We start from the raw sequence: 24533 nt of genomic DNA on the forward strand, positions 1-24533 counted from the left end.
CCTATAGATCGATCAGGAGCCGGTCGCGGCTTCAGCGATCAAGGAGCCAAAGCGATGAATTTCGTCTCTGTCCGCATCATCACCTCGGATGTTCAGCGCCTCGTGCGCTTCTACGGCGAGATCACCGGCATGCCGGTGACGGTGTACACCGAAGACTTCGCCGAACTGGCGACGCCGGCCTGCACGCTGGCGATCGGCAGCACGCGCACCTTGATGCTGTTCGGCGGCGACATCGCCCGCCCCGCCGACAACCACACCGCCATCATCGAATTCCGCGTCGCCGACGTCGATGCCGAGTTCGCCCGCCTGTCGGACGTCATCAAGGCCACGACCGTGCAGGAGCCGACCACCATGCCCTGGGGCAACCGCTCGTTGCTGTTTCGCGATCCCGACGGCAATCTGGTGAATTTCTTCACGCCCGTGACCGCCGAGGCGATCCGGAAGTTCGACAAATAGAGCGCCCTACTTCAGGTTCCACTTGCGCGCGACCGGCTCGCCGAGGTCGTGCTCGTAGCCGAGCACGCTGATGCTGGCCGTGTCGAGCACGAACAGCGCTCCGCCTTCCGGCGGCAGGCCGAGCCAGCGGGCGGCGAGCACGCGCAGGAAATGCGCGCTGGAAAAGATCAGTATGTCGGCATTGGCCTTGCGCAGGCGGTCGACGATCTTGTCGGCACGGGCGCCGACATCGGCCGCCATCTCGCCTTGCGGGCAACCGTCGCGAAAGACGTTCCAGCCGGGCCGCTCGGCCAGGATATCGTTGGTCGTGCGCCCTTCATAGGCGCCGTAATCCCACTCCTGCAAATCGTCCATCTTGACGCTCCGCGCCCCAAAGCCGGCAAGCACGCTGGTGTTGTAGGCGCGCTGCGAGGGGCTCGACCATACGGCCGAAAACGTCAGGCCTTTCAGCCGCTCCGCCACGGCCCGCGCGGCCGCCTCGCCGGCCGGCGTCAGCGGCATGTCGGTGCGGCCGGTGTGCTGCCCCGAAAGGCTCCACGCCGTCTCGCCATGCCGGACCAGGTGGATTTGGGGTAGCGCGCTGCTCATCCGCTCGGCCTTTCGTTGTGTCGGGCCAAGCTGTAGCGGTCCGCACGGCACGGGGAAAGTCCCGGCAGCAACGACACCCGCTTCAGCGCCGCTTCGCCGCCCGTTCGTGCGGCTTCGGTCGAGGCGGCATCTGCCGAATCTCCGCCCGTGGGCCCGCCGCCAGCGCCGGCCCGGCGGCGGGCACGACGATTTCGGGATCGGCCTTGCGGCGCCAGAACCACCTGAGATGGCTGAACCGGCTGAGATAGATGTAGATGACGGGCGTGGTGTAGAGCGTCAGGAACTGCGACAGCAGCAAGCCGCCGACAATGGCGATGCCCAGCGGCCGGCGAAGTTCGGAGCCGGCGCCGCTGCCCAGCGCCAGTGGCAGGCCGCCAAGCAGCGCCGCCATCGTCGTCATCATGATCGGCCGGAAGCGCAGCACGCAGGCCTCGTAGATGGCATCTTCCGCCGACAGGTTCCGCCGTCGCTCGCCCTCGAGCGCGAAGTCGATCATCATGATCGCGTTCTTCTTGACGATGCCGACGAGCAGGATGACGCCGATCAGGGCGATCAGCGAGAAATCATAGCCGAGCGCCATCAGCGCCAGGAAGGCGCCGACGCCCGCCGACGGCAGCGTCGACAGGATGGTGAGCGGGTGCACGAAGCTCTCATAGAGAATACCGAGCACGATATAGACGGCGATGATCGCCGCCAGGATCAGATAGGGCTGGTTGGCCAGCGACGACTGGAACACCTTGGCCGAGCCCTGGTAGCGCGTCGTCAGCGTCGGCGGCAGGATCATCGATCGTTCGAGCTTCTGGATGGCTGAAATGGCGTCGCCGAGCGAATGGCCGGCCGCCAGGTTGAATGACAGCGTCACCGCCGGGAACTGATCCTGGTGGTTGATCGTCAGCGGCGACACCGACGTCTCGTAATGCGCCAGCGCCGACAACGGCACCATCTGCCCGCTGGTGCTGGAGCGCACGAACAGGCGCGCCAGCGCCGACGCATCCTCCTGGAAGCGCGGCTGCAGCTCGATCACCACATGGTGCTGGTCGAGCTGGGTGAAGATCGTCGCCACCTGGCGCTGGCCGAAAGCGTCATACAGCGTGTCGTCCACGGCCTGCGGGGTGATGCCGAGCTGGCCGATCAGATCGCGGTCGATCTTGAGCGTCATCCTGGGCGCGCTCGCCTGCAAATCCCCCGTCACGTCCTGCAACTCGGGCAGGGTCTGCAGCTTGGACAGCATGATCGGCGCCCATTTGAACAGCTCGTTCACATCGGGATCCTGCAGCGTGTACTGGTACTGCGTCTTGCTGACCCGTGCGCCGATCTGCACGTCCTGCCGGGCTTGGCCGAACAGGGCGATGCCTTCCACCTTGGCCGCCGCCTTGCGCAGACGGTTGATCACCTGCGTCGCCGTCGCATGACGTTCGCTCAGCGGCTTGAGGTCAATCATCAGCCGGCCGCTGTTCACGGTCGGGTTGGCGCCGACCCAGTAATAGACGGTCTGCACATCGGGATCGGCGGTCACCACCTTGGCCAGTTCGTGCTGGCGCCGCACCATGGCGTCGTAGGAGATGTCCTGGGCTGCCTCGGAAGAACCGGAAATGGTGCCATTGTCCTGCTGCGGGAAGAAACCCTTCGGGATGATTTGGTAGAGATAGAAGGTGGCGCCGAGCGTCGCCGCCATGAACAGCAACATCACCGGCTTGTGGCGCAGCACCCAGCGCAAGCCGACCTCATAGACGTACAGCATGCCATTGAAGGCTGCTTCAAGGGCCCGCGACGCGATGTTCTCGCGGGCATCGCGGTCGATCGGTTTCAAGAGCCGGCCGCACATCATCGGCGTCAGCGTCAGCGAAATCAGGCCCGACATCATGATGGCGATGCTGACGGCGACCGCGAATTCGCGGAACAGCCGGCCGATCAGCCCACCCATCAGAAGCAGCGGGATGAAGACGGCGACCAGCGACAGCGTCATCGAGATGATGGTGAAGCCGATTTCGCGCGATCCGCCCAGCGCCGCCTGTAGCGGCGCTTCGCCATTCTCGATGTGGCGGATTATGTTCTCCACCATGACGATGGCGTCGTCGATGATGAAGCCGACCGCAATGGTCAGCGCCATCAGCGAGACGTTGTCGATCGTGTAGCCGAGCAGATACATCGCCGCGCAGGTGCACAGCAGCGACACAGGAATGGTGATGCTGGGAATGAGCGTGGCGCGCACATGCCGCAGGAACAGGAAGATGACCAGCACGACGAGGCCGATGCTGATCGCCATGGTGAACTGCACCTCGGAGACCGAAGCCCGGATTGTCTGGGTGCGGTCGCCCAGGATCTGCATCTTGACCGAGGGCGGCAGCGTGCGCTGAAGCTCCGGCAGCACGTTCTTGATCAGTTGCACCGTCTGGTTGATGTTGAAGCCGGGCTGCTTGTGGACGTCGATGATGACGGCGCGCTGGCTGCCGAGCCACGCCGCCTGCCTGATATCCTCGACGCCGTCTATGGCCGTGCCGATATCGCTGACCCGGACCGGTGCGCCGTTGCGATAGGCGACGATCACCGAGTTGAAGGCCGCCGCGGTGGACAGCTGGTCGGTGGCGGCCAGCGTCAGCGACTGCCGAGGCCCATCCAGGGTGCCCTTGGGCGCGTTGACGCTGGCTGTCGCTATCGCCGACCGGATGTCCTCCAGGCTGAGCCCGAGCGCGGCCGCCGCCGACGGGTTGACCTGGATGCGCACCGCCGATTTCTGCTCGCCATGGAAGTCGACGAGGCCGACGCCGGTGACCCGCGACAGCTGCAGCGCCAGGTAGTTCTCGACATAGTCGTCGACCTTGTCGATCGGCAGATCGGCGGAGGTGACGGCGATCGACATCAGCTGGGCGTCGGCCGGATTGGCCTTCTCATAGGTCGGCGGGCTGGGGAGGTCCTTCGGCAGATCGCCGCTGGCCGCGCTGATCGCGGTCTGCACATCCTGCGCGGCGCCGTCGAGGGTGCGGTCGAGGTCGAATTCGACCTGGATCGAGGTGCGGCCGAGCGAACTGCTCGAACTGATGGACGTCACGCCCGAAATCAGCCCGAGCTGCCGCTCCAGCGGTGCCGCGACCGTCGTCGCCATCGTCTCGGCGCTGGAGCCCGGCAGGTGGGCAGATATCTGCAGCGTCGGGATGTCGACCTGCGGCACGCCGGCGATCGGCAGCAGGAAATAGGCGACGAGACCCACCAGCGTCACCCCGATGGCCAGCAGCGTGGTGGCGATCGGCCGGATGACGAAGGGCGCGGATATGTTCATGGAGCTAGTTCGCCGCCTGGGCCGGGCCGGTGACGTCGACCACATCTCCCTCCTGGATGCGGTATTGGCCGTCGGTGACGACGGTATCGCCGGGCTGGACGTCCTTCCCGACAACTGCCAGCTCGGCATTCGAATACGGTACCGTCACAGGCCGTTTGACGATGTGCCTGTCCTTGCCGACGATGAAAACATACGTCCCGTCGGGACCGCGCACAATCGCCGTCACCGGGACGGTGACCACCCCGCGCTGCAGATCCGCCTGGACGCGCACATTGACGAATTGTCCCGGCCACAGCCGGTCGTCGGCATTGTCGAAGACGGCGCGTATCCTGATCGTCGCGGTGGCGCCGTTGATCTGGTTGTCGACAACGCTCAGCCGGCCGGAGGCCAGTTGCTGGCCGCCATTGTCCTGCGCGACCACGGCGGCGTTGCCTGCCTTCATCACGGCCTGGATGCGCGGAAGGGCGTCGGACGGAAGCGAGAAATCCACCGCGATCGGGTGGATCTGGCTGATGCGGACGATGCCGCCCGTATCGCTGGCACGGACGATGTTGCCAGCGTCGACCATGTGGATGCCAACCCGTCCATCCAGCGGCGAGCGTATTTGGGTGAAGCCGAGCTGGATCTGCGCGATGTCGATGGCGGCCTGGTCGACCTTGTCGGTCGCCTCGAGCTGCGCCACGGTCGCCTTTGCCGTGTCCAGCACCTGTGTGGAGCCGACGCCCTTGGTGGTCAGGGTCTGCGCCCGGGCGAGGTCGAGCCTGGCATTGGCCAGCGACACGTCGTCCCGCGTCTTGGTGGCCTGCGCCTGCCCGAGCGCCGCCTGCAGGGGCTCCGGGTCGATCTCGGCAAGCAGGTCGCCGGCATGCACATCCTGACCATCGGTGAAGTCGAGCTTGACCAGCTGGCCGTCGATCCGGCTGGTCACGGTCACCGTGCGCAGCGGCGCGACGGAGCCTAGTCCAAGGAGGAACACCGGAACATCGGTCCGGCGCGCCACATCGGCGACAACGGGAATGGCGGCGCCCGCCGCCAGGGCGGAAACCACTGCCGGCCCGCTTCCCATACTCAGGATCAGAAAGCCTAAGGCAATGGCCCCAAGGGTTCGGAAGGCCTTGCGGCGGTCGGCGGTCATGCTCGGTCTCGTCGATCCAGTTGGATGTCCACGATGGACATGCGGCGAGTTCCCTGGCAACCCACAGTCCCGTGACCGCCATCTTGCGGGGCCGACCTTACCGGCGTATCGCCGTCGCCTTACCGATCCGTAAGGTCGTGGAGTTGATGTCCACGCGCTTCGGGATGCCCTCGCCTGGCCCTGATCCGCATCGCGCTGGCCCTGTAAGGGCCTCAGCGGCGCGCCTATATCAGGATCAGCCCTTTTCGGGCTCCCGCCACCCCAGGGGCATCGGCCCTTGCACAACAGGTCAGATCATCATGTACAAACATCTGCTCATCGCCACCGACGGATCGGCACTGGCCGGCAAGGGCGTCGCCCACGGCCTCACGCTGGCCAAGGGTGTCGGCGCCACCGTCACCTTCGTCACCGTCTCGGAACAATTCCCGATCTTCGCCTGGGGCGGCGCCATGGCCGGCTATGCGGCGGGCGATGAATTGGCGGTCTTCCAGGAGGAAGCGCGCAAATACGGCAAGGAGGTTCTCGACAAGTGCAAGGCTTCAGCCGATGCGGCCGGCGTCTCCGCCGAGGTTGTCCATGTCGAGGATAAAAGGCCCGCCGAAGCGATCCTGGAACTGTCGCAGGCCCTGGGTTGCGACCTGATCGTCATGGCCTCGCATGGCCGTCGCGGACTGGGCAGGCTGCTTCTGGGCAGCCAGACGGCGGAAGTGCTCTCCTACACCGAGATCCCGGTGCTGGTGGTGCGCTGATCCGAATGGCGGGATGTCGATCGCCAGGGTGAGGACGGCTTCGCGACTTTTGCAAGCGCCGGCCTCACGGGCTGTATGATGCCCGAGCCGCATCGCCGACGCGCCAAAACCGCCCAAGGCTCGCATAGTTCTTGCGTGGCCCCTTGACGCGCCAGACCTCGGCCCAATCGCCCTGCCCGCGAAAGAAGAAGCGCCCAGCATAGAGATCGGCGCCACACAGATGCCGGACGGTTTGCGCCGCTTTCGCCTCCAGTTCAATGAAGTCGCGGCCATCGGCGTGCAGGATGCGCGTCACCCCCTCGCCCGGCTCGAGCCGGTAGCGTCGGCTTGCAGGCATTTCCTACGAATCCACCCGCATGGTGCCGTGCTCGATGAAGGCGTCTTGCGTCACGATGACCTCGCCAGTGAACCGGTAGGTCGCGCCGGTCAGGTAATCGATGATCGTGCGGCTGACTTTCCAGTCGCCGACCAGACTGTCTCCCCGCTCGATCGGATCAGCCGGGATCGGCAACCATGCTTGTGCGGCGCCGTAGCCCATCATGTCACCGCCAGCACCTTGCCGGTATCGTGCTGGCGCACGAAATCCACGCGTCCGCCGTCCCAATGGTAGCTGTAGTGCCGGCCCTGCACCGGCACGGTGATGACGTCGGGCCAGAAGATGCCGATGCATTGCCCGTCCGGCATTCGCACGCTGTTCCACACCAGCCCGTCGCTGCCCCCTGCCCGCAGCGCCCGCCCTTCCGCCTGCGAGGCGGTGTAGTCGTCGGGGTCGAGCACGCCGGGCACCGCGTTGACGTCATCGAGGTCGCGGTCGACGCTGCCGACGAGCACGCGAAAGTCAGCCGTCCAGCCCGGATCCTCATTGGTGGCGCGCATGAAGTTCTGATGGTGGTGGATGGTCTCGGCCAGCGCCACATTCTCGCTGTCGCCGGCATAGTAGATGCCGTAGCTGCCATCCGAGAAACGGCCGGGCCGCAGCGTCGAACAATGCACGAAGGGCGCCATGACGAAGCTGGCGCCGGGACCGGAAACCCGCCTTGCCGCCGCCACCTTGCCGAGATCGCCGATCTCGAGCCTTATGCGCGGATTGGTCTTCTCCTCGACGGCGGCCAGCGCCTCCCAGTCGCGCGGATCGGCAATGTCCTCGAAGAGGTCGATCGGCGGATGGATGGAGCGGATGATCCGAAAAGTCTGGGGCCAGTGGACGCGGCGCCGGACCGCGAGCCCACTCACCATGCACCACGCTCCGCATCGAGCCATTCGCGCATGGCGGCAAGGTCGGAGATTTCGCCGCGCAGCATCAGGTCGAGCGCCGACTGCCCGCCGAAAGTGGCGTTCGGCTTGCGGATCCACGCATAGCCGCGCGCCGGCTCCGTGAAGAGATAGCGCAGGCCCTTGTGGATGCCCATCAGATGCGCCATGCGGGTGCGCAGGTCGCGGTCGATCCTGCCGATGCCGCCCTCCTTCCACCGCGCCCAGGTCCGCGCCGACATGCCGCCAAGCAGGATACAAGCTTCGAGGTCGGTCAGGTTCCACGCCTTGAACAGGTTGACCGTGGTGCGCGCCAAGGCGCCCGCCTCTTCATCCGAAATGGCGCTGCCGACCGTGGCCGGTGTGGTGACGATGGACTGAAGTTGCATTTTCCTGCTCCCGATTGGCAGATATATAGCATACATCTGCCAATTGGCAAGGAGTGGTCCCCAAAGCATCGGGAGCAACTCTTCGGAAATGATGGCAATTTTGGAAGCCGTCAATCACCCAAGGTTGGCGCCGCCCCTCATCTGCCTGCCGGCATCTTCTCCCCGTATAGCAACGGGGAGAAGGGCGCTAGGCCGGATGATTTCGCCAATCGCCAGCGTTGCAGGAAGAGGCGCCAGCGTCGCGGCAAGCCCCTTCTCCCCGTCACTACGGGGAGGTGAGGCGTGGTCCGCGCAGCGGACGAAAAGCCAACTGCTTGGCTTTTCGAGCAACGAACGCCGGCAGGGCGATGAGGGGCAGCGCCGCCTCGGGCGATTGGCTACTTGCGGCAAGTCGAGCGCCGCACGAGCACTCGATGCCTACTCAGCCGCCTCATAGCCCGCGATGCCCTTGATCTCGAGGAAATCCTCGAGGCCGTATTCGGCGTATTCGCGGCCATTGCCGGACTGCTTGTAGCCGCCGAAGGGCAGGCCGGCGTCCCAGGTCGGGTAGTTGATGTAGACATTGCCCGAGCGCATGCGTGCGGCCACGTCACGCGCCTTCTCAATGTCCCTGGCCTGGATGTAGGAGGCGAGGCCATAGACCGTGTCGTTGGCCTGCTCGACCGCATGTTCCACCGTGTCATAGGGCAGGATCGCCAGCACCGGCCCGAAGATCTCCTCGCGCGCGATACGCATGTCGTGGGTGACGTCGGCGAACACGGTCGGCCTGACGAAGTAGCCGCGGTTGAGTTCGGCCGGGCGGCCGGGGCCGCCTGCCACCAGCGTCGCACCTTCGTCGATACCGGCCTGGATCAGGTCCTGGATCTTGTCGAACTGGACCTGGCTGACGACCGGGCCGAGCTTTGTGTCGGCGCCGTCGGCCGGGCCGACGGTGAACTTCTCCGCGGCCGCCTTGGCATAGCCGGCGGCCTCGTCATGACGGTCGCGGGGCACGAACATGCGGGTGGGCGCATTGCAGGACTGGCCGCTGTTGCCGAAGCAGCCCGCGACGCCCTTGGTGACAGCCTTGGCGAGGTCGACATCGGGAAACAGGATGTTGGCCGACTTGCCGCCAAGCTCCTGGTGCACGCGCTTGACCGTGTCGGCGGCGGCCTTGGCCACCAGGATGCCGGCCCGCGTCGAACCGGTGAACGACATCATGTCGACATCGGGGTGGCTGGACAGCGCCTGGCCGACGCCCGGTCCGTCGCCATTGACGAGGTTGAACACACCCTTCGGCACGCCGGCTTCGTCGAGGATCTCGGCGAAGATGATGGCGTCGAGCGGCGCGATTTCCGAGGGCTTCAGCACCATGGTGCAGCCGGCGGCAAGTGCTGGGCCGACCTTGCAGGTGATCTGGTTCAGCGGCCAGTTCCACGGCGTGATCAGGCCGACGACGCCGATCGGTTCCTTGACAATGAGCGACGACCCCTTGACGTGGCGGAACTGGAAGCTCTTCAGCACCTCGGCCATCTTTTCCAGATGCGCCTGGCCGACGCCGACCTGGCTGTCGAGCGCCATCTGGCGGGGCGCGCCCATCTCGCGCGACACGGCGAGCGCCAGGTCCTTGCTGCGCTTCTTGTAGACCTCAATGACGCGGTTGAGGATATCCAGCCGCTCTTCCACCGAGGTGAAGCCATACGTGTTGAAGGCGCGCTTGGCGGCGGCCACCGCCTTGTCGACATCGGCCTTGGAGCCGAGCGAGATCTGCGCGAAGACGTCCTCGTTCGACGGATCGACCACATCGAGTGTTCTGGGCACTACCGGATCGACCCACGCGCCATCGATATAGAACTGCAGATTGTGTGACATGGTTTTCTCCTGGGTGCGCCGCATGGCCGTTCCGGCCGTGATATGGGGCTTGCAATAACGATGCGCAAACGGCGCTGTCAAACGCAATCCCCGAACTGGTTGAGCCAGCGAGCCCAGTCATTGAACCAGAGTCATTGAGCCAGGCAATCGGGACGAACGGCCGCCCGCTTCAGCCTGCCAGCCTCTTGCTCATATAGACCGTCGTTCCGTTCATGAACGGCTCCTCGCGGTCGATCGCATAGCCATGCCTCTTGTAAAGCGACACATTGGCTTCGAAGGCGCCATTGGTTAGCAGGCGAAGCTCGGGGCGGTCCGCTTCGAGCGCCTTCTGCTCGGCCCGCTGCAGCAACAGCCCGCCAATGCCCCTGCCCTGTGCCTGCGGCCAAACGCAGACATTCTCGATCCAGAGGTGGTCGTCGGCCAGCATGGTTTCGATCATGCCGACAATGCGATCCTCCTCCACCGCGAGGTCGAACGGATGCTCGCGGACAGCCTCGACGTAATCGGCGCGCATCGGCAGCGGCTCGCGGCCGATCACCGGCACCCATTTGGCATAGGCGGCCCGCACGATGTCGCGGATGGCGGCGGCGTCAGCGGGCTCGGCCGGCCGAAACCGGATGGACTTGTTTGTCATCTCAACACTCCAGACATCAAAAACCCCGCCGACCTGTTCAGGTGGCGGGGCTGGAAACGAACGAACCGGACTTTATTCTGCCGGTGTTCGTCGTCGCATGGTCAGCACCCCGCTCCGCATTGTGCGGGAGCGGCGTCGGGTGCTGGCGGACGCGAAAGCAATCATGGCGCCAAGCTGGAGCAGGAAGCGCGGGACGTCAATACCGGCTCATGGCGAATGCCGCCGTCCGGGCGAAAGAGATAGTCCGCGGGTAACCCGCGTTGCGCTTCAGCGATCGATTCTCGCCTGCTGTTGCGGGGAATAGCGCTCTCCCTGCACGGCAATCGCCGAGACCGCGCTTTCGATATTGGCGAGATCGCCCGCCGTCAGCGCGACAGCGGATGATCCGATGTTCTCCTCGAGGCGACTGAGCTTGGTCGTCCCGGGGATCGGAACGATCCACGGTTTCTGCGCCAGCAACCAGGCAAGCGCGACCTGTGCCGGGGTCACCTTCTTCTCCGCCGCGATCGCGGCGATAGCATCGACCAGTGCCTGATTTGCCTTCCTGGCCTCCTCCGCGAACCGCGGGACGGTGTTGCGGAAATCGCTGCTGTCGAACCTCGTATTGGCGTCGATGGCGCCGGTCAGGAACCCCTTGCCCAGGGGGCTGAAGGGCACGAAGCCGATGCCCAGTTCTTCGAGGACAGGCAGGATCGCCTCCTCGGGTTCGCGCCACCACAGCGAGTACTCGCTTTGAAGCGCGGCGACCGGCTGCACCGCATGGGCGCGACGGATGGTGCGTACGCCCGCCTCGGAGAGGCCGAAATGCTTCACCTTGCCTTGGCCGATCAGGTCCTTCACCGTGCCCGCCACCTCTTCGATCGGCACGACCGGATCGACACGGTGCTGATAGAGAAGATCGATGCGGTCGGTCCTCAGCCGCTTGAGCGAAGCCTCGACGACGTCGCGAATATGCTGCGGCCGGCTGTCCATGCCCTCATGTCCGGCCGTGGCGGCGATGTCGATGCCGAATTTGGTGGCGATCACCACCTGGTCGCGGATTGGCTGAAGCGCCTCACCGACGACCTCCTCGTTCTTGAACGGCCCATAGACCTCCGCGGTGTCGAAAAAGGTGACGCCGCGCTCGAACGCGGAGCGGATCAGACGGACGGCGTCCGGCGTCGCCATCGGCTGCCCGTATGACTGGCTCATGCCCATGCAGCCGAGCCCGATGGCCGAAACTTCCAGGCCGCCCTTTCCAAGTGTGCGTTTTTGCATTGTCACTGTCCTTTTTTCTCGGCCTCGGCTTGCTCAAGAACCTTGCGGGCTATGCCGATCGCGGTGCTTGCCGGCGGCCAGCCGGCATAGAAGGCGAGATGGGTGATGGTTTCGATGAGCTCGTCCCGGGTCAGGCCGTTCTCGAGCGCCCGCTTCATGTGGAACGGCATCTCGTTGATCCGGTAGCCCGAGATCAGGCAGGCAATTGTGACGAGGCTGCGGTCGCGCGGCGAAAGGCCGGGGCGCTTCCAGACATCGCCGAACAGCACTTCGTCGGTGTATCTGCCGAGCGCCGGAGCGATGTCGGAGAACGGCCCTTTGGGAGCCGCCTGTGCATAGGTCATGATGGTCTCCTTCGTTGGATCGTCGGGTTCGGGCGTGGTGCCGATGGCTTCTGTCAAGCCCCGTACTGCGTGTCGGTGACATGCTCCATCCAGTCGACGGCCTTGCCGTCGAGCGCCTCGGCAATGGCGATGTGGCTCATCGCCGTGGCCGGCGCCGCGCCATGCCAGTGCTTCTCGCCGGGCGCGAACCAGACGATGTCGCCGGGGCGGATCTGCTCGATCGGCCCACCTTCGCGCTGCACCAGGCCGGCGCCGGACAGGACGATCAGCGTCTGGCCGAGCGGATGCGTATGCCAGGCGGTGCGCGCGCCGGGCTCGAAGGTGACCGTGGCGCCGCCGACGCGGGCGGGATCGCTGCCCTGGAAGGGAGCATCGATGCGCACCGATCCGGTGAAATACTCCGCCGGGCCTTTCGCCGAGGCTTGCGAGCCGCTTCGCTTGATTTCCATGATTTCATTCCTTCTCGATGCCGGTCGGGACATTGCCGCCGGGTCCGCGGGCCGCCGGCTTCGGGCCGCCCGTTGCGATGGTCTTAATCTAGCGCGTGCGATTGGCCCGGATTAGCTGCTATATACGGCATGTACTTATGAGGAGGATTCATGAATGCCGCGCGATAACATGAACGAGCTGACCGCTTTCCTCGCCGTCGCGCGGGAAAGGAGCTTCACCAGGGCGGCGGCCAAGCTCGGCGTTTCGCAATCCGCGCTCAGCCACACGGTGCGCGCGCTGGAGGAGCGGCTGGGCGTGCGGCTTCTCACCCGCACCACGCGCAGCGTCTCGCCCACCGAAGCCGGCGAACGCCTGGCCCGCACCATCGGCCCAAGGCTCGACGAGATCGAGATGGAGCTCGCCGCCCTGAGCGCGTTGCGGGAAAAGCCGGCCGGCACCATCCGCATCACCGCTGGCGAGCATTCCGCCGACACGATCCTGTGGCCGGCACTGGCAAAATTCCTGCCCGACTATCCCGACATCAAGGTGGAGATCATCGTCGACTACGGCCTGACCGACATCGTCGCCAAGCGCTATGACGCCGGCGTGCGGCTGGGCGAACAGGTGGCGCACGACATGATCGCGGTGCGCATAAGCCCCGACATGCGCATGGCGGTGGTCGGATCGCCGGCCTATTTCGCCAAGCGGCCGAAGCCGCGCGCGCCGCAGCACCTGACCGCCCACAATTGCATCAATCTGCGGCTACCGACCTATGGCGGACTCTATGCCTGGGAGTTCGAAAAGGCCGGACGCGAGCTGAAGGTGCGCGTCGAGGGCCAGCTGATCTTCAACACGGCCGGGCTGCGCATGAATGCCGCGCTGGCCGGTTTCGGCCTTGCCTACCTGCCCGACGACGAGGTGACGGCGCACCTGGCCGACGGCCGGCTGGTGCGGGTGCTGGCCGACTGGTGCCCGCCCTTCCCCGGCTACCACCTCTACTACCCCAGCCGCCGCCAGGCGACGCCGGCCTTCTCGCTGCTTGTCGACGCGCTGCGGTACAGGGGCTAGCCGCAGCCCATCTGGACTGCACCCGCGGTCGTTCTATCTTCCTGGCGGAGTATGATGAGACGAACCCCGGAGCCATCGACGTGACCGAGACCGACCTCTATCGAGGCTATATCGACTGCCTCAACAACCAGGACTGGCCAAGGCTGCACCGCTTCGTGCACGACGAGGTGCACTATAACGGCGACCGGGTCGGGCTGTCGGGATATCGCGAGATGCTGGAGCGGGATTTCCGGGACATTCCGGACCTCTATTTCGACGTCCAGCTCATGATCTCCGAGCCGCCATTCATAGCCAGCCGCCTCCAGTTCAACTGCACCCCGAAGGGAACCTTCTTCGGCTTGCCCATCAACGGCAAGAAGGTCTCCTTCAGCGAGAACGTCTTCTATGAATTCCTGAACGACCGCATCAGAAACGTCTGGTCGGTCATCGACAAGGCGGCCATCGAAGCGCAGCTTTGATATCGCGGCGCTACGCAAAGGCCCATGAATCATACCGGCGGTCAGGGGCAGTCGCTTCGCGTGTTGAATTGCTATTCTGGAGACGTTTGCACCGCCCCTCACCTGCCTGCCGGCATCCTCTCCCCGTATAGAGCGGTTCAGGCATTGATTGAAACATTGAATCGGAGGTGATTCCTGGGAGGGTGATTTTGTAATTCAAGATGCTGGCTGGATCGGAGGCCGTCCAGCGAATGTTCGCCCCCCATACTAACCCAGGCGAAGGTCAAATATGGATCGCGACGAAGCACAAGAGAGAGTTCGGACCTTGACGTCCGGTATGGGGCAATCCCTCATGGACGGAGGAGGCGAAGCTTTTTGGAAGCCCCGCGCGAACGAAGCGCTTGCACTGTCGATTGTGGCATACGGTCAAGTCTCTCCCGAGACGGCAACAATCACACGCGCCCTTGCCGGTATAGAGGCGAAACTCGGGAATCATGAGGAAGCTGAAGGGCTATTTCAGCAAGCCCGCGAGATTTATGATGTATTGGAAGGGCCTTTGTCCGAAGGCAGCGTCTCCATGAATCTTGGGATGGCCCAGGAAAGATTTCTTCTTGGTGATAGCGATAAAGCAATAGGTATTTGCTTTGACCGCCAAAAAGAGATTGAGCGAGTGGTCGCCGACCATCCGATGAAAGTCCGTCAACCAGGGTCGAAGATTGATCAAGTTCGATCAGCTTATATGAGCCTGCTAAATTGGCTCCTGAAATTTGGAATGACAGATCAAGCAGTAATCCAGGCGGAGACAATTTATGGCTACGACCGAAAGCAAGAGTCACGCGACGATCTCTATCTTTCGAACAGCGCGTGGCGATTGGCGGGAGCGCTGAGGCGCGCCAGACGATTGGACCAAGCGGTTTCCTTTTATCGCGAAGCAATCGCGATTGGAACTGCACCTGGCTTCCCGGACTTTGGCGGGCATAGTCTTCACGTGGCTGACCTTGCCGAATGCCTATTTGAGCTGGGCCGTCTAGAAGAAGCTGAAGCACAGATGCGCGTTTCTATAGCCCTTAGTGATAGTAAGGGAGGTCCTTTCGCCAATTCTGTAAGGGTCGAAAAATTAGAATATCTTTCGAAGATTCTCGCAGCGAAAGGGGATTGGAAGGGCGCGCTTTCCGCTCTGCTGGAGGTAAAACAAAATCACGACCAAGTGGAGAAATGGGAACGACTTACTCCTGACTGGATTAAACGCGACCGCCGCATCCAAGCCCTGATAAGTGTAATGTCAGAAATAAGATAGCGAAGGACAATTTTCTAGTTATATGCTTGACGTACCGGAAAATTTTCCTATGATTTACGCCGACTGGCCGGCACCAAATTCAGATAGCGTTCTTGAGGAGATTGACGGCTTCAACCGTCGCCGACCTGAGCGACCGGACGGTATCAAGGATGCTCTCACCCTCAAAGGGCTGTCCTTTGTCGAAAACTATCTTGAAGGCCGCCTTTGGATCGCCTTGAAGTACCGCCCCTGTTCCGCCTTGGAAGGAAATAAATTCGGCCTTCTGGGAATGCTCAACTGTGAGGCTAAGATTGTAGATGCCTCCCCCTGTTTTCGCGCCGGAGCTATCGACAAATTCAAGCCGTTCTATAGCCATGCGAGAGACGGTGGGAATAAGGACGATATGTTTGTCGGTGATGTCGAGCCTGTGGAGTCCGTACAGTCCGAACTTCCCTCCTTCGTAAGGCTGTATCTCATCCAAGATGACCGCGATGACCTCGTCGCTTGGCGTCAATCCCTTCTCTTTTTGTCCGTTGATGGAACCTTCAAGAGACTTCCTATCCTTGCCGAATGGGAAGCGTCGGTGTTCGCTGAAGTTGGCGGAGTTGGCGTCGGCGACGATGTGGTACGCGTGATCAAGGGCAACTCGCAGATTATGGAGCGCATCACCAAGGACTGTGGGAGTGTTTTTGGGAAACGTGGTTTGCCGTGGGGATTGCCCCGCCTTCAGCCTTCTGTGATTGCGCTCGGGCCGCAAACGCTTCACGTTATTACCGACGTAGTGCCGGAAAATGATTTCGAGTTGGCCGATGTGATAGTCGGCCCGTTCAACCTTTAGCAAGGGTCCATAGAAGTCCGCTTTTGCCATGTCTGAAACCCCAAAAGACAAAGACCAGGAAAGGGCGACGAGATTTTGCGCCGCCTATTGAAGACGCCGCCGAAGCCGCATGAGCCCAAGCTGGAGAAAAAAGGATACGGATAGTGGTGACGAAAAGCCAAAGAAATAGGCGCGACTATCTTGCCGCTCCGGAAATGTCGGCGCGGTTTGCACTCATTGGGGAAGATCCGATGATTTCCGTTTCCCGCGCCGAATTGTTTCTGGACTTTATAGCTTCCTCGCCTGATTTGCGGCCACGTTCGTCACCTGTACGCGAATCTGCTGAACCTCCAACTTCATTGCGCGCAACTCAGCGACAATCTCACGAAGGGCCTGTACCTTCGATTCCTCCATCGACTGTTCGATTGTAAGCCTATTGTCTGCCATCATATTCCCTCCTGTTGAAAATGACGGGATATTACTTCTTTTTTTGCAGACGCAAGAGTCGTTTCGCCTTTTGCTCAAGCGAGATCGGCTTCACCAATCCGCCGATGGGTAAGGCGCTTGTCACGGGCCATGCGAAGCAAATCTTCGGCACGTTCTGCATCTGACACTTTAAGCGCCGTGCGGCGGTTATAGCGAAAATCGAACTCGGCAAGGTAGCTGTGCAAGTGGGCTTCGCCGCAATGCTGATAGATGCCGACCAGAGGCGCGAGGAGTCGGTGTAGAGCGTCGAGTTGCGGTCAACGTTGCGGACCAGCACGTCACGCACGGTCGCCTTGGTGGCGTCGTTAAGGTGGAACATGCGGGCTTTGCCGCCGCGCTCGACCAGACCGACAACAATGCGTTCGTGTGCACCGCCGCCCTTGCCTTTCTTGGTGAATGGGCGGCCCTTGCGCTGCTCTGAAACGCGGGGCGTCTCGCGCTTGCCGATGTAGGTTTCGTCGGCTTCGACGGTCTTGCCTTCGCCGCCAAGCGGGCCAGATGACTTAACGTCTTCCTTCATGGCTTCGCGAATGCGGTGCGCTATGAACCAAGCGGTTTTGTAGGTGACGCCAAGCATTCGGTGCAGTTGGTGCGCGGACATGCCTTTCTTGGATGAGGCATATAGATGCGAGGCCAGCACCCACTTGTGCAGGCCGATCTTGGAGCGCTCAAACACAGTGCCAACGGTGACAGAGAACGGCAGGCGGCATTCGTTGCACTTGTAGACGCCGGGACGAGTGGACTTGCCCGCAAGCTTGGTGATGCGCTCCGGATTGGCATTGCCGCAATGAGGGCAGAACGGACCATGCGGCCAATGAATGGCCTCCAAATGCTCGCGGGCCTTGTCGGCGTCGTGGTAGATTTCGGCGGTCAGAGACGGGCAGAGGGGCGCTGTCGCCGATCATTTCGCCAATCGCCTACGCTAAAGAACAAGCGCCGAGTCGAAACTGCCCTTTCGTCCCTATACGGGGAGTTGAGAAGTGGTCCGCGCAGCGGACGAAAAAGCCGATTGCTTTTCGAACGACGAACACCCGGCAAGGCAATGAGGGCTGCGCTGGCGTCAGAAGGGTTTACGCAATCGTTCGTAAAAATCGATCATTATAACGAAAATAATTCGTTGGAAAGATTGATCGTGAAATGACATTTCTCCGGCACACTCGCCTGGAGAATTGCATTGTCTTCCTTGACCCGCATCGCGAACGATATTCCGAAAAGCACGATTTCCGCCGATCTGGCGGCCGGGCGCAAGCGCCTCGATTCGCTGTGGAACTGCATCATCCCCGGCATCGTGCTGGTGGCGATGATCACTGCCGTCGCCTTCTCGGCCCACAACGTCTCCGGCTTCGCCCTGTTCAGCCCGATGATCCTGGCCGTCGTCGCCGGCATGATCTACTCCAACGTGCTCGGCACGCCGGCGCATGCCAAGGCCGGCATCGCCTTCTCGCAAAAGCGCCTGCTGCGCTTCGCCATAGTGCTGCTCGGCTTCCAGCTGACGCTCGGCCAGGTCGTCGCGATCGGCGCCGGCGGCGTCGGCATCGTCGCGCTGACCCTTGGCGCCACCTTCCTCTTCACCATCACGCTTGGGCGACTGATCGGCGTCGACGCCAAGCTGGCGCAGCTGATTGCCGCCGGCACCTCGATCTGCGGCGCCTCGGCGATCGTGGCCACCAACATCGTCACCGATGCGCGCGACGAGGACGTCACCTATGCCGTCGCTTCCATCACGCTGTTCGGCACCGTCGCCATGCTCGGCTTCCCGCTGCTGGCGCCGCTGCTTGGCCTTGACCAGCATGCTTTCGGCCTGTGGGCCGGCGCCTCGATCCACGAGGTGGCGCAGGTCATCGGCGCCGGCTTCCAGAACGGCACTCAGTCCGGCGAGATCGCCACCGTCGCCAAGCTGACCCGCGTCGCCATGCTGGCGCCGATGGTCGTCGCGCTCGGCCTGATGGCGCGCCGAAGGAGCAGCGGCAACGAGTCGGCAGCGCGGCCGCCCATGCCATGGTTCGTCGCCGCCTTCGTCGCCGTCGTGGCGCTGAACAGCCTTGTCGCCATACCCGTCGAGTTGAAGCAGGCGATGGCGCTCGCCACCACCATCATGCTCACCATGGGTCTTGCCGCCATGGGCCTGCAGGCCGACATCTCACAACTGCGCTCGCGCGGCCTGCGCCCGCTGGCGCTCGCCTTCTCGGCGTTCCTGTTCATCGGCTGCTTCAGCCTGATGCTGGTGAAGCTGGTCTGAGCAGCCGTCACTCCTCGAACGAGCTCGCCGCGACATAGAGCGCCGCGAGCTTTTCGATGCCGGCCTGGTCTTCGGCGTCGAAACGGCCCGGCGTCGGGCTGTCGAGATCGAGCACGCCGAAGACGCCGTCATTGTCTTCCAGAAGCACGACCAGTTCCGAGCGCGAGTCGGCGTCGCAGGCGATGTGGCCGGGAAAATCATGCACGTCCTTGATCAGCATCGAGGTGCCGAGCTCGACCGCGGTCCCGCACACGCCCCTGCCGACAGCGATGCGCACGCAGGCCGGCTTGCCCTGGAACGGGCCGAGCACCAGTTCCTCGTCCGAGGCCAGGAAATAGAAGCCGGCCCAGTTGAGGTCGGGCACCATCTGGAAGATCAGCGCCGCGGTGTTGGCGGCGTTGGCGATCGAGTCCTCCTCGCCCTCGAGCAGCCCCTTCAGTTGCGCCGCCAGATCGCGGTAGAACGCCGGCTTGTCCGAGGTGTCGATGGCCTTGGCCGCAAACATGGCTTGTCTCCGTAGTAAATCAGCGGTTCCGTTTCCGCAACTCTGCACCAAACGAGCACCGGATCATATAGCGTGAATTCGGATCACGACGAAAACCGCCATCGAGGTCGGCGCCACACATGCACCTGTGTCGATGTCGGATGCACCGCTGACACGCGACGTGATGCTGAGCGCAATTCCAGGAAAAGGCGAAAGCCTACGCCGCCTTCCGGACCTCGATCGTCAGATGCGACAAGGACCGGAACCGCGCCAGCCGGCCGCGATAGTAATCCTGTTGCCGGCGCGTCCGCGTCACCACCGAGACGATGGCGCCGAGATGGCCCGGCCCGAGCCGCCACAGATGCAGGTCGACAAGCTGGTCGCCTTCGCTCTCGATGGTCCGGCGCAGGCTTTCGGCCATGCCGCGGTCGGGGTTCATGTCGAGCAGGACGGCGCTGGTGTCCCGAATCAGTCCCAGCGCCCAGCTGGCAATGACCACCGCGCCGGCAATGCCGGCAACCGGGTCCATCCACAGCCAGCCGAAGGTGCGGGCCAGGATCAAGCCGATGATGACCAGCACGGACACCGCCGCGTCGGCGACGACATGGATCACGGCGGCGCGCATGTTGTTGTCATGCGTGGCCTTGCCGTGCGCATGCTCATGTTCCTCGAACAGGACCGGATAGGTCCGTCCGCCGATCCTGACATTGGCCTCGAAGGCATGCGGCTCGGGAATCGCCTCGATAGATTCCAGGCCATGGCCCAGATCCCTGAAGGCGAAGCTCTGCCGGGCACCATCCGACCGCACCGTTTCTATCGAGACGGACGACGAAGCAAGCGCCACGCCCGATTGAGAATGCAGCCGGAAGCGCGGCGGCACGCCCTCCTCGAACACTTCCAGCACGACCTCGCCATCCGCCGTGGCGATCGGATGCCGCTCGTCATGTCCGTGCACGGTCGTGTGCTCATGACCGTGGCCATGCCCGTGATCATGACCGCCGCCGAGCAGCCATGCGCTGGCAATGTTGACGGCAAGGCCAAGGCAGGCGACCGGAATGGCCTCGGCAAAATGGATCGGCACGGGCGTATGGAGGCGCATGACGGATTCGTAGCCGATCAGCAGTGCGATCATGGCCAGGATGATGGCGCTGGTGAAGCCGGCGAGGTCGCCGAGCTTGCCGGTGCCGAAGGTGAAGCGCTGGTCGCCGGCATGCCGGCGCGCATAGGTATAGGCAAGCGCCGCCAGAAGCAGCGCACCGGCATGCGTGCTCATGTGCAGCCCGTCTGCGACAAGGGCGATCGAGCCGAACTGAAAGCCGCCGACGATCTCGGCCACCATCATGGCCGCGCAGAGCCAGATCACCGCCCAGGTCTTGCCTTCGCTCTTCCGGTGTTCCTCGCCCAGGAACATATGGCTGTGGAAAGCCGCTGCGCTGTTGGCTTCGGTCATGGCGGAACTCATTTCACGTAGGTGCGGACGACATCGAGCAACTGCTCGACCGCTTCGCTGTTGAGCGCGCCGGGGTGGCGCTCGGAATCGACGAGATGCGTGCGCACATGATCCTCGATCACCTCGCCCATCAGCCCGGTCATTGCGCCGCGCGCGCCGGCGATGAGATGCATGACCGCCTCGCAGCCGGCCTCACTGTCGAGAGCCCGCTCGATGGCTTCGACCTGCCCCCTGATGCGGCGCACGCGCGCCAGAAGCTTCTGCTTTTCCCGGACCGTGTGTGTCATGCCGCCCGGCTTAGCATAGCCCCCTACCCTATACAATGAGGCGAGCAACCGCCCCTTGCAATCGCGGGTGCGGGCACGTCGGCACTGATGGACAGGCGTGCGAAAATGATTTGCGACCGGCATGAAATATTCAAAAATATTATCTCGGCATCCGCTTTCCCGCGATCCGCGAACCGCCAAATATTTCAAAAATTTGAATTTTATCGGCCGAGCGCCTATTTATCCGACAAGTTCGTTTCCGCGTTTTTCTGCATGAAGGAGATTTGTTCGATGGCTGATGGCAATCAGACTCTAATGGCGAAAGCCGAAGCTCGTTTTGTCGACAAGCAGAAAAAGACCGCGGAGCGCAGCAAGGCGACCGCCGAATACATCTCCGAGGCGCGCGCCAGGGAGATCAAGACGGCAAGACTGAGGCAGTTGCGGCTGGCCAAGGAAGAGGCCGATAGGATAGCGGAAGCTGAGAACCCGGCGCCGAAGAAGAAACGGGCGGTGAAAAAGGCCTAGGAGGACTTCCAGAAGGGTGTGAAGCCGCCCGGAATTGCGTCGGAGCATAGAGCCCAGGAGGCCAAGATGAGCCTGACCTTTCCCAATCGCAGCCGCAGCTATGACGAAGCCGGCAAGCGCATCCGGTTCGTCGGCCATGACGGCATGTTCCAGATATCCTTTTCCGTCGCCGCCGATGCGATGTCGAAGATAAAGCCGTCGACCGTGGCCAACGAGGCGGGCTACCTGGCCACGTTCGACGCCGAGGGCAGCGCCATCCGGGACGTGGCGTCGAAAGCCTACGACCGCACCCGCAAGAGCCTGTATGTGCTGACGGCCGATGATTTCCGCTGAGAATGTTGGAGGCCTCGCCTCGGGATCGAACCGAGGCTTCAGAGATTTGCCGTCTCCAGCGTAGCCGCTCCGCCACGAGGCCATGGCGATCGACCTAACGGATAAATGTTTGCGGAAAAGTTAAGCTCGAAGACCTGTTTTGTCGGCACATTGCGAAATGTCTGCCAGGCGAACAATTGGCCAGCGAAACAGCGGCCCGGCGAGTCGGCCGCAGCTCTAATTCACAGCTCTAACTCTCTGTTTTTACGCAATTCCGGGCGCAAAACCGCTCTCACTTTCCGGGCGGGCTCCACCGTCACGCCGCGACGCTGCGGCCATTCACGCCGGCTTCCGCCTTGAAGATGCGGAACGTGTTGCGGCCAGCCGCCTTAGCCGCATAGAGCGCGGTGTCGGCTTGCGCGAACAGGTCGCATGGCGTGTCCGTTCCGGCGAAGGCGATGCCGACCGAAGCGCCCAGTCTCAGCGACTGGCCGCGGACCGCGACCGGGCTGCCCATCGCCTCGACGATGCGGCGCGCCATGCCGGAGACGGCACCCCGGTCGAGATGCGGGCCAAGCAGCACCGCGAATTCGTCACCGCCGACACGCGCCACTAGGTCCGCCTCGCCGCAGCCGCCGGCAAGCCGTTCGGCGGCTGCCTTCAGGCACTCATCGCCGACGACATGGCCGAACGTGTCGTTGACGGCCTTGAAGCCGTCGAGATCGATCAGAAGCAGCGCGCCGAGCGGACGGTCTTCGTCGGCATGCGCGAGCCGCGCCTGGAAGCGGGCGCGATTGGCGAGCCCGGTCATGGCATCGAATTCGGCGAGGTAGCGCATCCGGTCCGACAATATCTTCTCCTCGGTGATGTCCTGCTTCATGCCGAAGATACGCACCGGCACGCCGTCCTCGCACTCGACCGTCGCGGTGATGCGGATCCAGCGGCTGCTGCCGGCGAAGGTGGTGATCTCGGCGTCGAGGGTGAAGCCGCTGCGCTCGACAATCGCGCGGCTGCGCAGGCTGTCCAGTGCCTTGCGTGACTCCGCCGGATAGCACTTGATGATCTCGCTCCGGTCGAGTGCGGCGCCGCGCGGCAAATCGAACAGATCATAGACCACATCGGTCCAGTGCAATTGTTCGCCGGGCAGGCTGCACTCCCACACGCCGAGGCGCGCGGCGACCGATGCGCGGTCGAAGATCTTGCGGCTGTGCGCCAGCGAAACCTCCTGCCTGGCGATCAGTGCGGCCTGTGCCGCGACTTCCGCCTTGAGGCTGGCGATGGTGGCGGCATCGCGGCGGCGCTCGCCGGCACTGTCACGCCCTCCCCGGCTGCCGGGCTGCGATGCCGGGCCTTTGGGAGTGTATGACGTATTGGACATGGCTTAGCTCCTGGCGGGCCACCACCATGGCGCAACAGCCCTTAAAACTTCGCTGACGGCGAATTGGTCTCGGAGACCTCACTGAGTTCTAACTCCGGGACGGCTGAGGCGGCCGCAACGCTTCGGGCCGTTTGGAGCTCGGCTACTTCGGGCTCGATTGGGCGGTGGCGGCGGACAGTGCCGGTTTGGGCGTGAACGCGCTCGGTTGCGGAGCGCTCCCGTCGATATGCGCCCAGCCCGGCCGCTCGAACAGGAACATGCCGAAACCGATGCGTTTGACGATGAAGTAGAGAACGACCGGGCTGATGGTCGAGACCAGAAGCACCGCCAGGCTGAGCATGCCTGTGTCGGTCAGGAGGCCGCTTGCCAGCGCCGCGCCGCGGAAGAGCGACATCGGGATGGTGAAGGCGACATAGACGACCAGCGAATGTTCGCCGAGCCACCGCAGCCATTCCATGGCCGGGAATTTGGACAGGAAGCCGCCGAGCACGCAAAGCGCCACCGCGCCGGCGACGGCCAGGGTGAGGTGCAACGGCGGCCACGCCGCCAGGCCCATCTGCATGCCGACCGGCTGAAGGGCATAACCCGGTGAATAGACGAAGAGGCCGTTCACGATCGCCCACAGAACCAAGCCGGCCACGGCCAGCGCCGGGCGGGCTTGCGTCCATTCGACGAGCCGGAACACCAAGGGCGCCATCACGAAGCCGAGGTAGAAGAACACGAAATAGGCCGCGAATTGTTCAAGCGCATAGCTCTCCGGATGGGGCGCCCACATCTGCAGGGTGGCAGCGATCGGGATGACGATCCAGGCGGGCACGCGAAACTGCAGCAACAGCTTCGCCACCAGGCCGAACACCGCCAGCATGTAGATGAACCACAGCACGCCATAGGGCTGGACGACAGCCATTGCCAGGTCGTGCAGCATGCCGCCGGGATCCCGGCTGAAGATGCCGATCTTCAGCCCGATCGAGATGATCGCCCACAGCACGTAGAAATAGAGATAGTGGACGACGCGGCGATCGATATAGCGCCGCCACGGCCGGTCGATGACCTGCGACAGGAAAAGCCCGGAGATCAGGAAGAATTCCGGCATGCGAAACGGCGTCGCGAAGCCGATGACATAGTGGAGGAAGCCGACGCCGCCCGTGTACTCGCCGGTGTTGTAGGCCGAGTACATCATCACCACGAGGATGATCGAGAGGCCTTTGGCCGTGTCCACCCACGGCATGCGCATCGGGCTGTTCATGGCGAATCCATCCGGAGCCGGCCAATCCGGCCAGCCATCATCCGGCGATATCTAGCACCATCAAGCTTCCCAGATCGTAAACGCCGGATCACTATTGGCCGCTGCCGTCCGGCACGTCCGATAATTTGCGGAGTCGTTGGCAATCCTCCGCCGTTGGCGCTGCCCCTCACTGTCCTGCCGGACATCTCT

Annotated in this window: 26 protein-coding genes and 1 pseudogene; 9 read left to right on the plus strand and 18 right to left on the minus strand. The window is 63.2% G+C overall.

The features are described 5' to 3' along the window. Nucleotides 1-54 precede the first annotated feature (54 nt). Entirely contained in the window at nt 55-456 is a 402-nt protein-coding gene (locus tag FJ938_RS09605) for a VOC family protein (RefSeq protein WP_140611794.1), read from the plus strand. 6 nt (nt 457-462) lie between these two features. Here the strand turns inward: FJ938_RS09605 and FJ938_RS09610 are convergent, their stop codons facing one another. The 3 genes from FJ938_RS09610 to FJ938_RS09620 all read right to left on the minus strand — a co-directional run bounded on the left by FJ938_RS09610 (nt 463) and on the right by FJ938_RS09620 (nt 5456). After that, nucleotides 463-1044 carry a histidine phosphatase family protein gene (locus FJ938_RS09610; RefSeq protein WP_140693097.1) on the minus strand — a complete coding sequence of 194 codons (582 nt, stop codon included), beginning with the start codon at nt 1042-1044 and terminating at the stop codon, nt 463-465. 82 nt (nt 1045-1126) lie between these two features. Beyond that, the gene (locus FJ938_RS09615) at nt 1127-4321 is read right to left on the minus strand and encodes an efflux RND transporter permease subunit (RefSeq protein ID WP_140693100.1); all 3195 of its coding nucleotides are present in this window, start codon (nt 4319-4321) and stop codon (nt 1127-1129) included. Between the two features lie 4 nt (nt 4322-4325). After that, the gene (locus tag FJ938_RS09620; protein WP_140693103.1) at nt 4326-5456 is read right to left on the minus strand and encodes an efflux RND transporter periplasmic adaptor subunit; all 1131 of its coding nucleotides are present in this window, start codon (nt 5454-5456) and stop codon (nt 4326-4328) included. 299 nt (nt 5457-5755) lie between these two features. Between FJ938_RS09620 and FJ938_RS09625 the strand changes: the two genes are divergently transcribed. Further along, nucleotides 5756-6205 carry a universal stress protein gene (locus FJ938_RS09625; protein WP_140611802.1) on the plus strand — a complete coding sequence of 150 codons (450 nt, stop codon included), beginning with the start codon at nt 5756-5758 and terminating at the stop codon, nt 6203-6205. A 64-nt stretch (nt 6206-6269) separates the two neighbouring features. Here the strand turns inward: FJ938_RS09625 and FJ938_RS09630 are convergent, their stop codons facing one another. From FJ938_RS09630 to FJ938_RS09670, 9 genes are all read right to left on the minus strand, one after another. Beyond that, the gene (locus FJ938_RS09630; RefSeq protein WP_140693106.1) at nt 6270-6542 is read right to left on the minus strand and encodes a DUF6314 family protein; all 273 of its coding nucleotides are present in this window, start codon (nt 6540-6542) and stop codon (nt 6270-6272) included. Between the two features lie 3 nt (nt 6543-6545). After that, nucleotides 6546-6746, minus strand: a complete 201-nt coding sequence (locus tag FJ938_RS09635) for a hypothetical protein (RefSeq protein ID WP_140693108.1) — start codon at nt 6744-6746, stop codon at nt 6546-6548. Next, nucleotides 6743-7441, minus strand: coding sequence for an RES family NAD+ phosphorylase (locus tag FJ938_RS09640; protein ID WP_140693110.1), 699 nt, complete (start codon nt 7439-7441; stop codon nt 6743-6745). Before FJ938_RS09640 ends, FJ938_RS09635 begins: the two co-directional genes overlap by 4 nt. Then, nucleotides 7435-7845, minus strand: coding sequence for an MbcA/ParS/Xre antitoxin family protein (locus FJ938_RS09645; RefSeq protein ID WP_140611808.1), 411 nt, complete (start codon nt 7843-7845; stop codon nt 7435-7437). The genes FJ938_RS09640 and FJ938_RS09645 overlap by 7 nt, the downstream gene beginning before the upstream one ends. A gap of 417 nt (nt 7846-8262) precedes the next feature. Beyond that, a complete protein-coding gene (locus tag FJ938_RS09650; RefSeq protein WP_140693112.1) occupies nt 8263-9696 on the minus strand; it encodes an aldehyde dehydrogenase family protein in 1434 nt (477 codons plus the stop codon). A 169-nt stretch (nt 9697-9865) separates the two neighbouring features. Continuing rightward, nucleotides 9866-10330: a GNAT family N-acetyltransferase gene (locus FJ938_RS09655; RefSeq protein WP_140611816.1), complete on the minus strand. Its 465-nt coding sequence runs from the start codon at nt 10328-10330 to the stop codon at nt 9866-9868. A gap of 267 nt (nt 10331-10597) precedes the next feature. Then, nucleotides 10598-11587, minus strand: coding sequence for an aldo/keto reductase (locus FJ938_RS09660; protein WP_140611818.1), 990 nt, complete (start codon nt 11585-11587; stop codon nt 10598-10600). A gap of 2 nt (nt 11588-11589) precedes the next feature. Beyond that, a complete protein-coding gene (locus FJ938_RS09665) occupies nt 11590-11988 on the minus strand; it encodes a carboxymuconolactone decarboxylase family protein (RefSeq protein ID WP_226890662.1) in 399 nt (132 codons plus the stop codon). Continuing rightward, nucleotides 11985-12380 carry a cupin domain-containing protein gene (locus FJ938_RS09670; RefSeq protein ID WP_140611820.1) on the minus strand — a complete coding sequence of 132 codons (396 nt, stop codon included), beginning with the start codon at nt 12378-12380 and terminating at the stop codon, nt 11985-11987. The genes FJ938_RS09665 and FJ938_RS09670 overlap by 4 nt, the downstream gene beginning before the upstream one ends. A 154-nt stretch (nt 12381-12534) precedes the next feature. Here FJ938_RS09670 and FJ938_RS09675 point away from each other — a divergent pair, with 154 nt between their 5' ends. The 4 genes from FJ938_RS09675 (at nt 12535) to FJ938_RS09690 (ending at nt 15979) form a co-directional block, all read left to right on the plus strand. Continuing rightward, nucleotides 12535-13428, plus strand: coding sequence for a LysR family transcriptional regulator (locus FJ938_RS09675; RefSeq protein ID WP_140611823.1), 894 nt, complete (start codon nt 12535-12537; stop codon nt 13426-13428). An 80-nt stretch (nt 13429-13508) separates the two neighbouring features. Beyond that, nucleotides 13509-13886 (plus strand): ester cyclase, encoded by a 378-nt coding sequence (locus FJ938_RS09680; protein WP_181169047.1) that lies wholly within the window; start codon nt 13509-13511, stop codon nt 13884-13886. A gap of 268 nt (nt 13887-14154) precedes the next feature. Next, nucleotides 14155-15162, plus strand: coding sequence for a tetratricopeptide repeat protein (locus tag FJ938_RS09685; RefSeq protein ID WP_140611825.1), 1008 nt, complete (start codon nt 14155-14157; stop codon nt 15160-15162). Nucleotides 15163-15211: 49 nt separating this feature from the next. Continuing rightward, nucleotides 15212-15979 carry a hypothetical protein gene (locus tag FJ938_RS09690; protein WP_140611827.1) on the plus strand — a complete coding sequence of 256 codons (768 nt, stop codon included), beginning with the start codon at nt 15212-15214 and terminating at the stop codon, nt 15977-15979. 500 nt (nt 15980-16479) lie between these two features. Here the strand turns inward: FJ938_RS09690 and FJ938_RS09695 are convergent. Then, a pseudogene (locus FJ938_RS09695) lies at nt 16480-17318 on the minus strand (IS1595 family transposase). 300 nt (nt 17319-17618) lie between these two features. On the opposite strand from FJ938_RS09695, the gene FJ938_RS09700 reads away from it, so the two are divergent. Continuing rightward, entirely contained in the window at nt 17619-18683 is a 1065-nt protein-coding gene (locus tag FJ938_RS09700; RefSeq protein ID WP_140693114.1) for a YeiH family protein, read from the plus strand. A 7-nt stretch (nt 18684-18690) separates the two neighbouring features. Here FJ938_RS09700 and FJ938_RS09705 read toward each other — a convergent pair whose 3' ends face one another. The 3 genes from FJ938_RS09705 to FJ938_RS09715 form a co-directional block, all read right to left on the minus strand. Next, nucleotides 18691-19188, minus strand: a complete 498-nt coding sequence (locus FJ938_RS09705) for a GAF domain-containing protein (RefSeq protein WP_140693116.1) — start codon at nt 19186-19188, stop codon at nt 18691-18693. A 196-nt stretch (nt 19189-19384) separates the two neighbouring features. After that, a complete protein-coding gene (gene dmeF / locus FJ938_RS09710; RefSeq protein ID WP_140693118.1) occupies nt 19385-20617 on the minus strand; it encodes a CDF family Co(II)/Ni(II) efflux transporter DmeF in 1233 nt (410 codons plus the stop codon). Nucleotides 20618-20625: 8 nt separating this feature from the next. Continuing rightward, nucleotides 20626-20904 (minus strand): metal/formaldehyde-sensitive transcriptional repressor, encoded by a 279-nt coding sequence (locus tag FJ938_RS09715; RefSeq protein WP_140611839.1) that lies wholly within the window; start codon nt 20902-20904, stop codon nt 20626-20628. Nucleotides 20905-21174: 270 nt separating this feature from the next. Here FJ938_RS09715 and FJ938_RS09720 point away from each other — a divergent pair, with 270 nt between their 5' ends. Both FJ938_RS09720 and FJ938_RS09725 read left to right on the plus strand, forming a co-directional pair. Then, on the plus strand, nt 21175-21408 hold the full coding sequence (locus FJ938_RS09720) for a hypothetical protein (RefSeq protein WP_140611841.1): 234 nt from the start codon (nt 21175-21177) through the stop codon (nt 21406-21408). Nucleotides 21409-21474: 66 nt separating this feature from the next. Beyond that, nucleotides 21475-21741 (plus strand): DUF1488 domain-containing protein, encoded by a 267-nt coding sequence (locus FJ938_RS09725; RefSeq protein WP_140611844.1) that lies wholly within the window; start codon nt 21475-21477, stop codon nt 21739-21741. Between the two features lie 295 nt (nt 21742-22036). Here the strand turns inward: FJ938_RS09725 and FJ938_RS09730 are convergent, their stop codons facing one another. Both FJ938_RS09730 and FJ938_RS09735 read right to left on the minus strand, forming a co-directional pair. Continuing rightward, complete coding sequence (locus tag FJ938_RS09730; protein ID WP_140693120.1) at nt 22037-23098, minus strand: diguanylate cyclase; 1062 nt, start codon at nt 23096-23098, stop codon at nt 22037-22039. 142 nt (nt 23099-23240) lie between these two features. Then, nucleotides 23241-24344, minus strand: coding sequence for an acyltransferase family protein (locus FJ938_RS09735; RefSeq protein WP_140693123.1), 1104 nt, complete (start codon nt 24342-24344; stop codon nt 23241-23243). Nucleotides 24345-24533: the final 189 nt, after the last annotated feature.

Origin of the sequence: Mesorhizobium sp. B2-4-14 (assembly GCF_006442155.1) — a bacterium.
In the GTDB taxonomy this organism is placed as follows: domain Bacteria; phylum Pseudomonadota; class Alphaproteobacteria; order Rhizobiales; family Rhizobiaceae; genus Mesorhizobium.

What these genes read in the sequence shown, in the direction of transcription:
- FJ938_RS09660 (WP_140611818.1), bottom strand. Translation starts at nt 11,587, where the DNA reads ATGCAAAAACGCACACTTGGAAAGGGCGGCCTGGAAGTTTCGGCCATC.
- FJ938_RS09730 (WP_140693120.1), bottom strand. Translation starts at nt 23,098, where the DNA reads ATGTCCAATACGTCATACACTCCCAAAGGCCCGGCATCGCAGCCCGGC.
- FJ938_RS09705 (WP_140693116.1), bottom strand. Translation starts at nt 19,188, where the DNA reads ATGTTTGCGGCCAAGGCCATCGACACCTCGGACAAGCCGGCGTTCTAC.
- FJ938_RS09715 (WP_140611839.1), bottom strand. Translation starts at nt 20,904, where the DNA reads ATGACACACACGGTCCGGGAAAAGCAGAAGCTTCTGGCGCGCGTGCGC.
- FJ938_RS09640 (WP_140693110.1), bottom strand. Translation starts at nt 7,441, where the DNA reads ATGGTGAGTGGGCTCGCGGTCCGGCGCCGCGTCCACTGGCCCCAGACT.
- FJ938_RS09675 (WP_140611823.1), top strand. Translation starts at nt 12,535, where the DNA reads ATGCCGCGCGATAACATGAACGAGCTGACCGCTTTCCTCGCCGTCGCG.
- dmeF (WP_140693118.1), bottom strand. Translation starts at nt 20,617, where the DNA reads ATGACCGAAGCCAACAGCGCAGCGGCTTTCCACAGCCATATGTTCCTG.
- FJ938_RS09615 (WP_140693100.1), bottom strand. Translation starts at nt 4,321, where the DNA reads ATGAACATATCCGCGCCCTTCGTCATCCGGCCGATCGCCACCACGCTG.
- FJ938_RS09725 (WP_140611844.1), top strand. Translation starts at nt 21,475, where the DNA reads ATGAGCCTGACCTTTCCCAATCGCAGCCGCAGCTATGACGAAGCCGGC.
- FJ938_RS09645 (WP_140611808.1), bottom strand. Translation starts at nt 7,845, where the DNA reads ATGCAACTTCAGTCCATCGTCACCACACCGGCCACGGTCGGCAGCGCC.
- FJ938_RS09610 (WP_140693097.1), bottom strand. Translation starts at nt 1,044, where the DNA reads ATGAGCAGCGCGCTACCCCAAATCCACCTGGTCCGGCATGGCGAGACG.
- FJ938_RS09690 (WP_140611827.1), top strand. Translation starts at nt 15,212, where the DNA reads ATGATTTACGCCGACTGGCCGGCACCAAATTCAGATAGCGTTCTTGAG.
- FJ938_RS09630 (WP_140693106.1), bottom strand. Translation starts at nt 6,542, where the DNA reads ATGCCTGCAAGCCGACGCTACCGGCTCGAGCCGGGCGAGGGGGTGACG.
- FJ938_RS09650 (WP_140693112.1), bottom strand. Translation starts at nt 9,696, where the DNA reads ATGTCACACAATCTGCAGTTCTATATCGATGGCGCGTGGGTCGATCCG.
- FJ938_RS09620 (WP_140693103.1), bottom strand. Translation starts at nt 5,456, where the DNA reads ATGACCGCCGACCGCCGCAAGGCCTTCCGAACCCTTGGGGCCATTGCC.
- FJ938_RS09635 (WP_140693108.1), bottom strand. Translation starts at nt 6,746, where the DNA reads ATGATGGGCTACGGCGCCGCACAAGCATGGTTGCCGATCCCGGCTGAT.
- FJ938_RS09605 (WP_140611794.1), top strand. Translation starts at nt 55, where the DNA reads ATGAATTTCGTCTCTGTCCGCATCATCACCTCGGATGTTCAGCGCCTC.
- FJ938_RS09735 (WP_140693123.1), bottom strand. Translation starts at nt 24,344, where the DNA reads ATGAACAGCCCGATGCGCATGCCGTGGGTGGACACGGCCAAAGGCCTC.
- FJ938_RS09670 (WP_140611820.1), bottom strand. Translation starts at nt 12,380, where the DNA reads ATGGAAATCAAGCGAAGCGGCTCGCAAGCCTCGGCGAAAGGCCCGGCG.
- FJ938_RS09655 (WP_140611816.1), bottom strand. Translation starts at nt 10,330, where the DNA reads ATGACAAACAAGTCCATCCGGTTTCGGCCGGCCGAGCCCGCTGACGCC.
- FJ938_RS09625 (WP_140611802.1), top strand. Translation starts at nt 5,756, where the DNA reads ATGTACAAACATCTGCTCATCGCCACCGACGGATCGGCACTGGCCGGC.
- FJ938_RS09720 (WP_140611841.1), top strand. Translation starts at nt 21,175, where the DNA reads ATGGCTGATGGCAATCAGACTCTAATGGCGAAAGCCGAAGCTCGTTTT.
- FJ938_RS09685 (WP_140611825.1), top strand. Translation starts at nt 14,155, where the DNA reads ATGGATCGCGACGAAGCACAAGAGAGAGTTCGGACCTTGACGTCCGGT.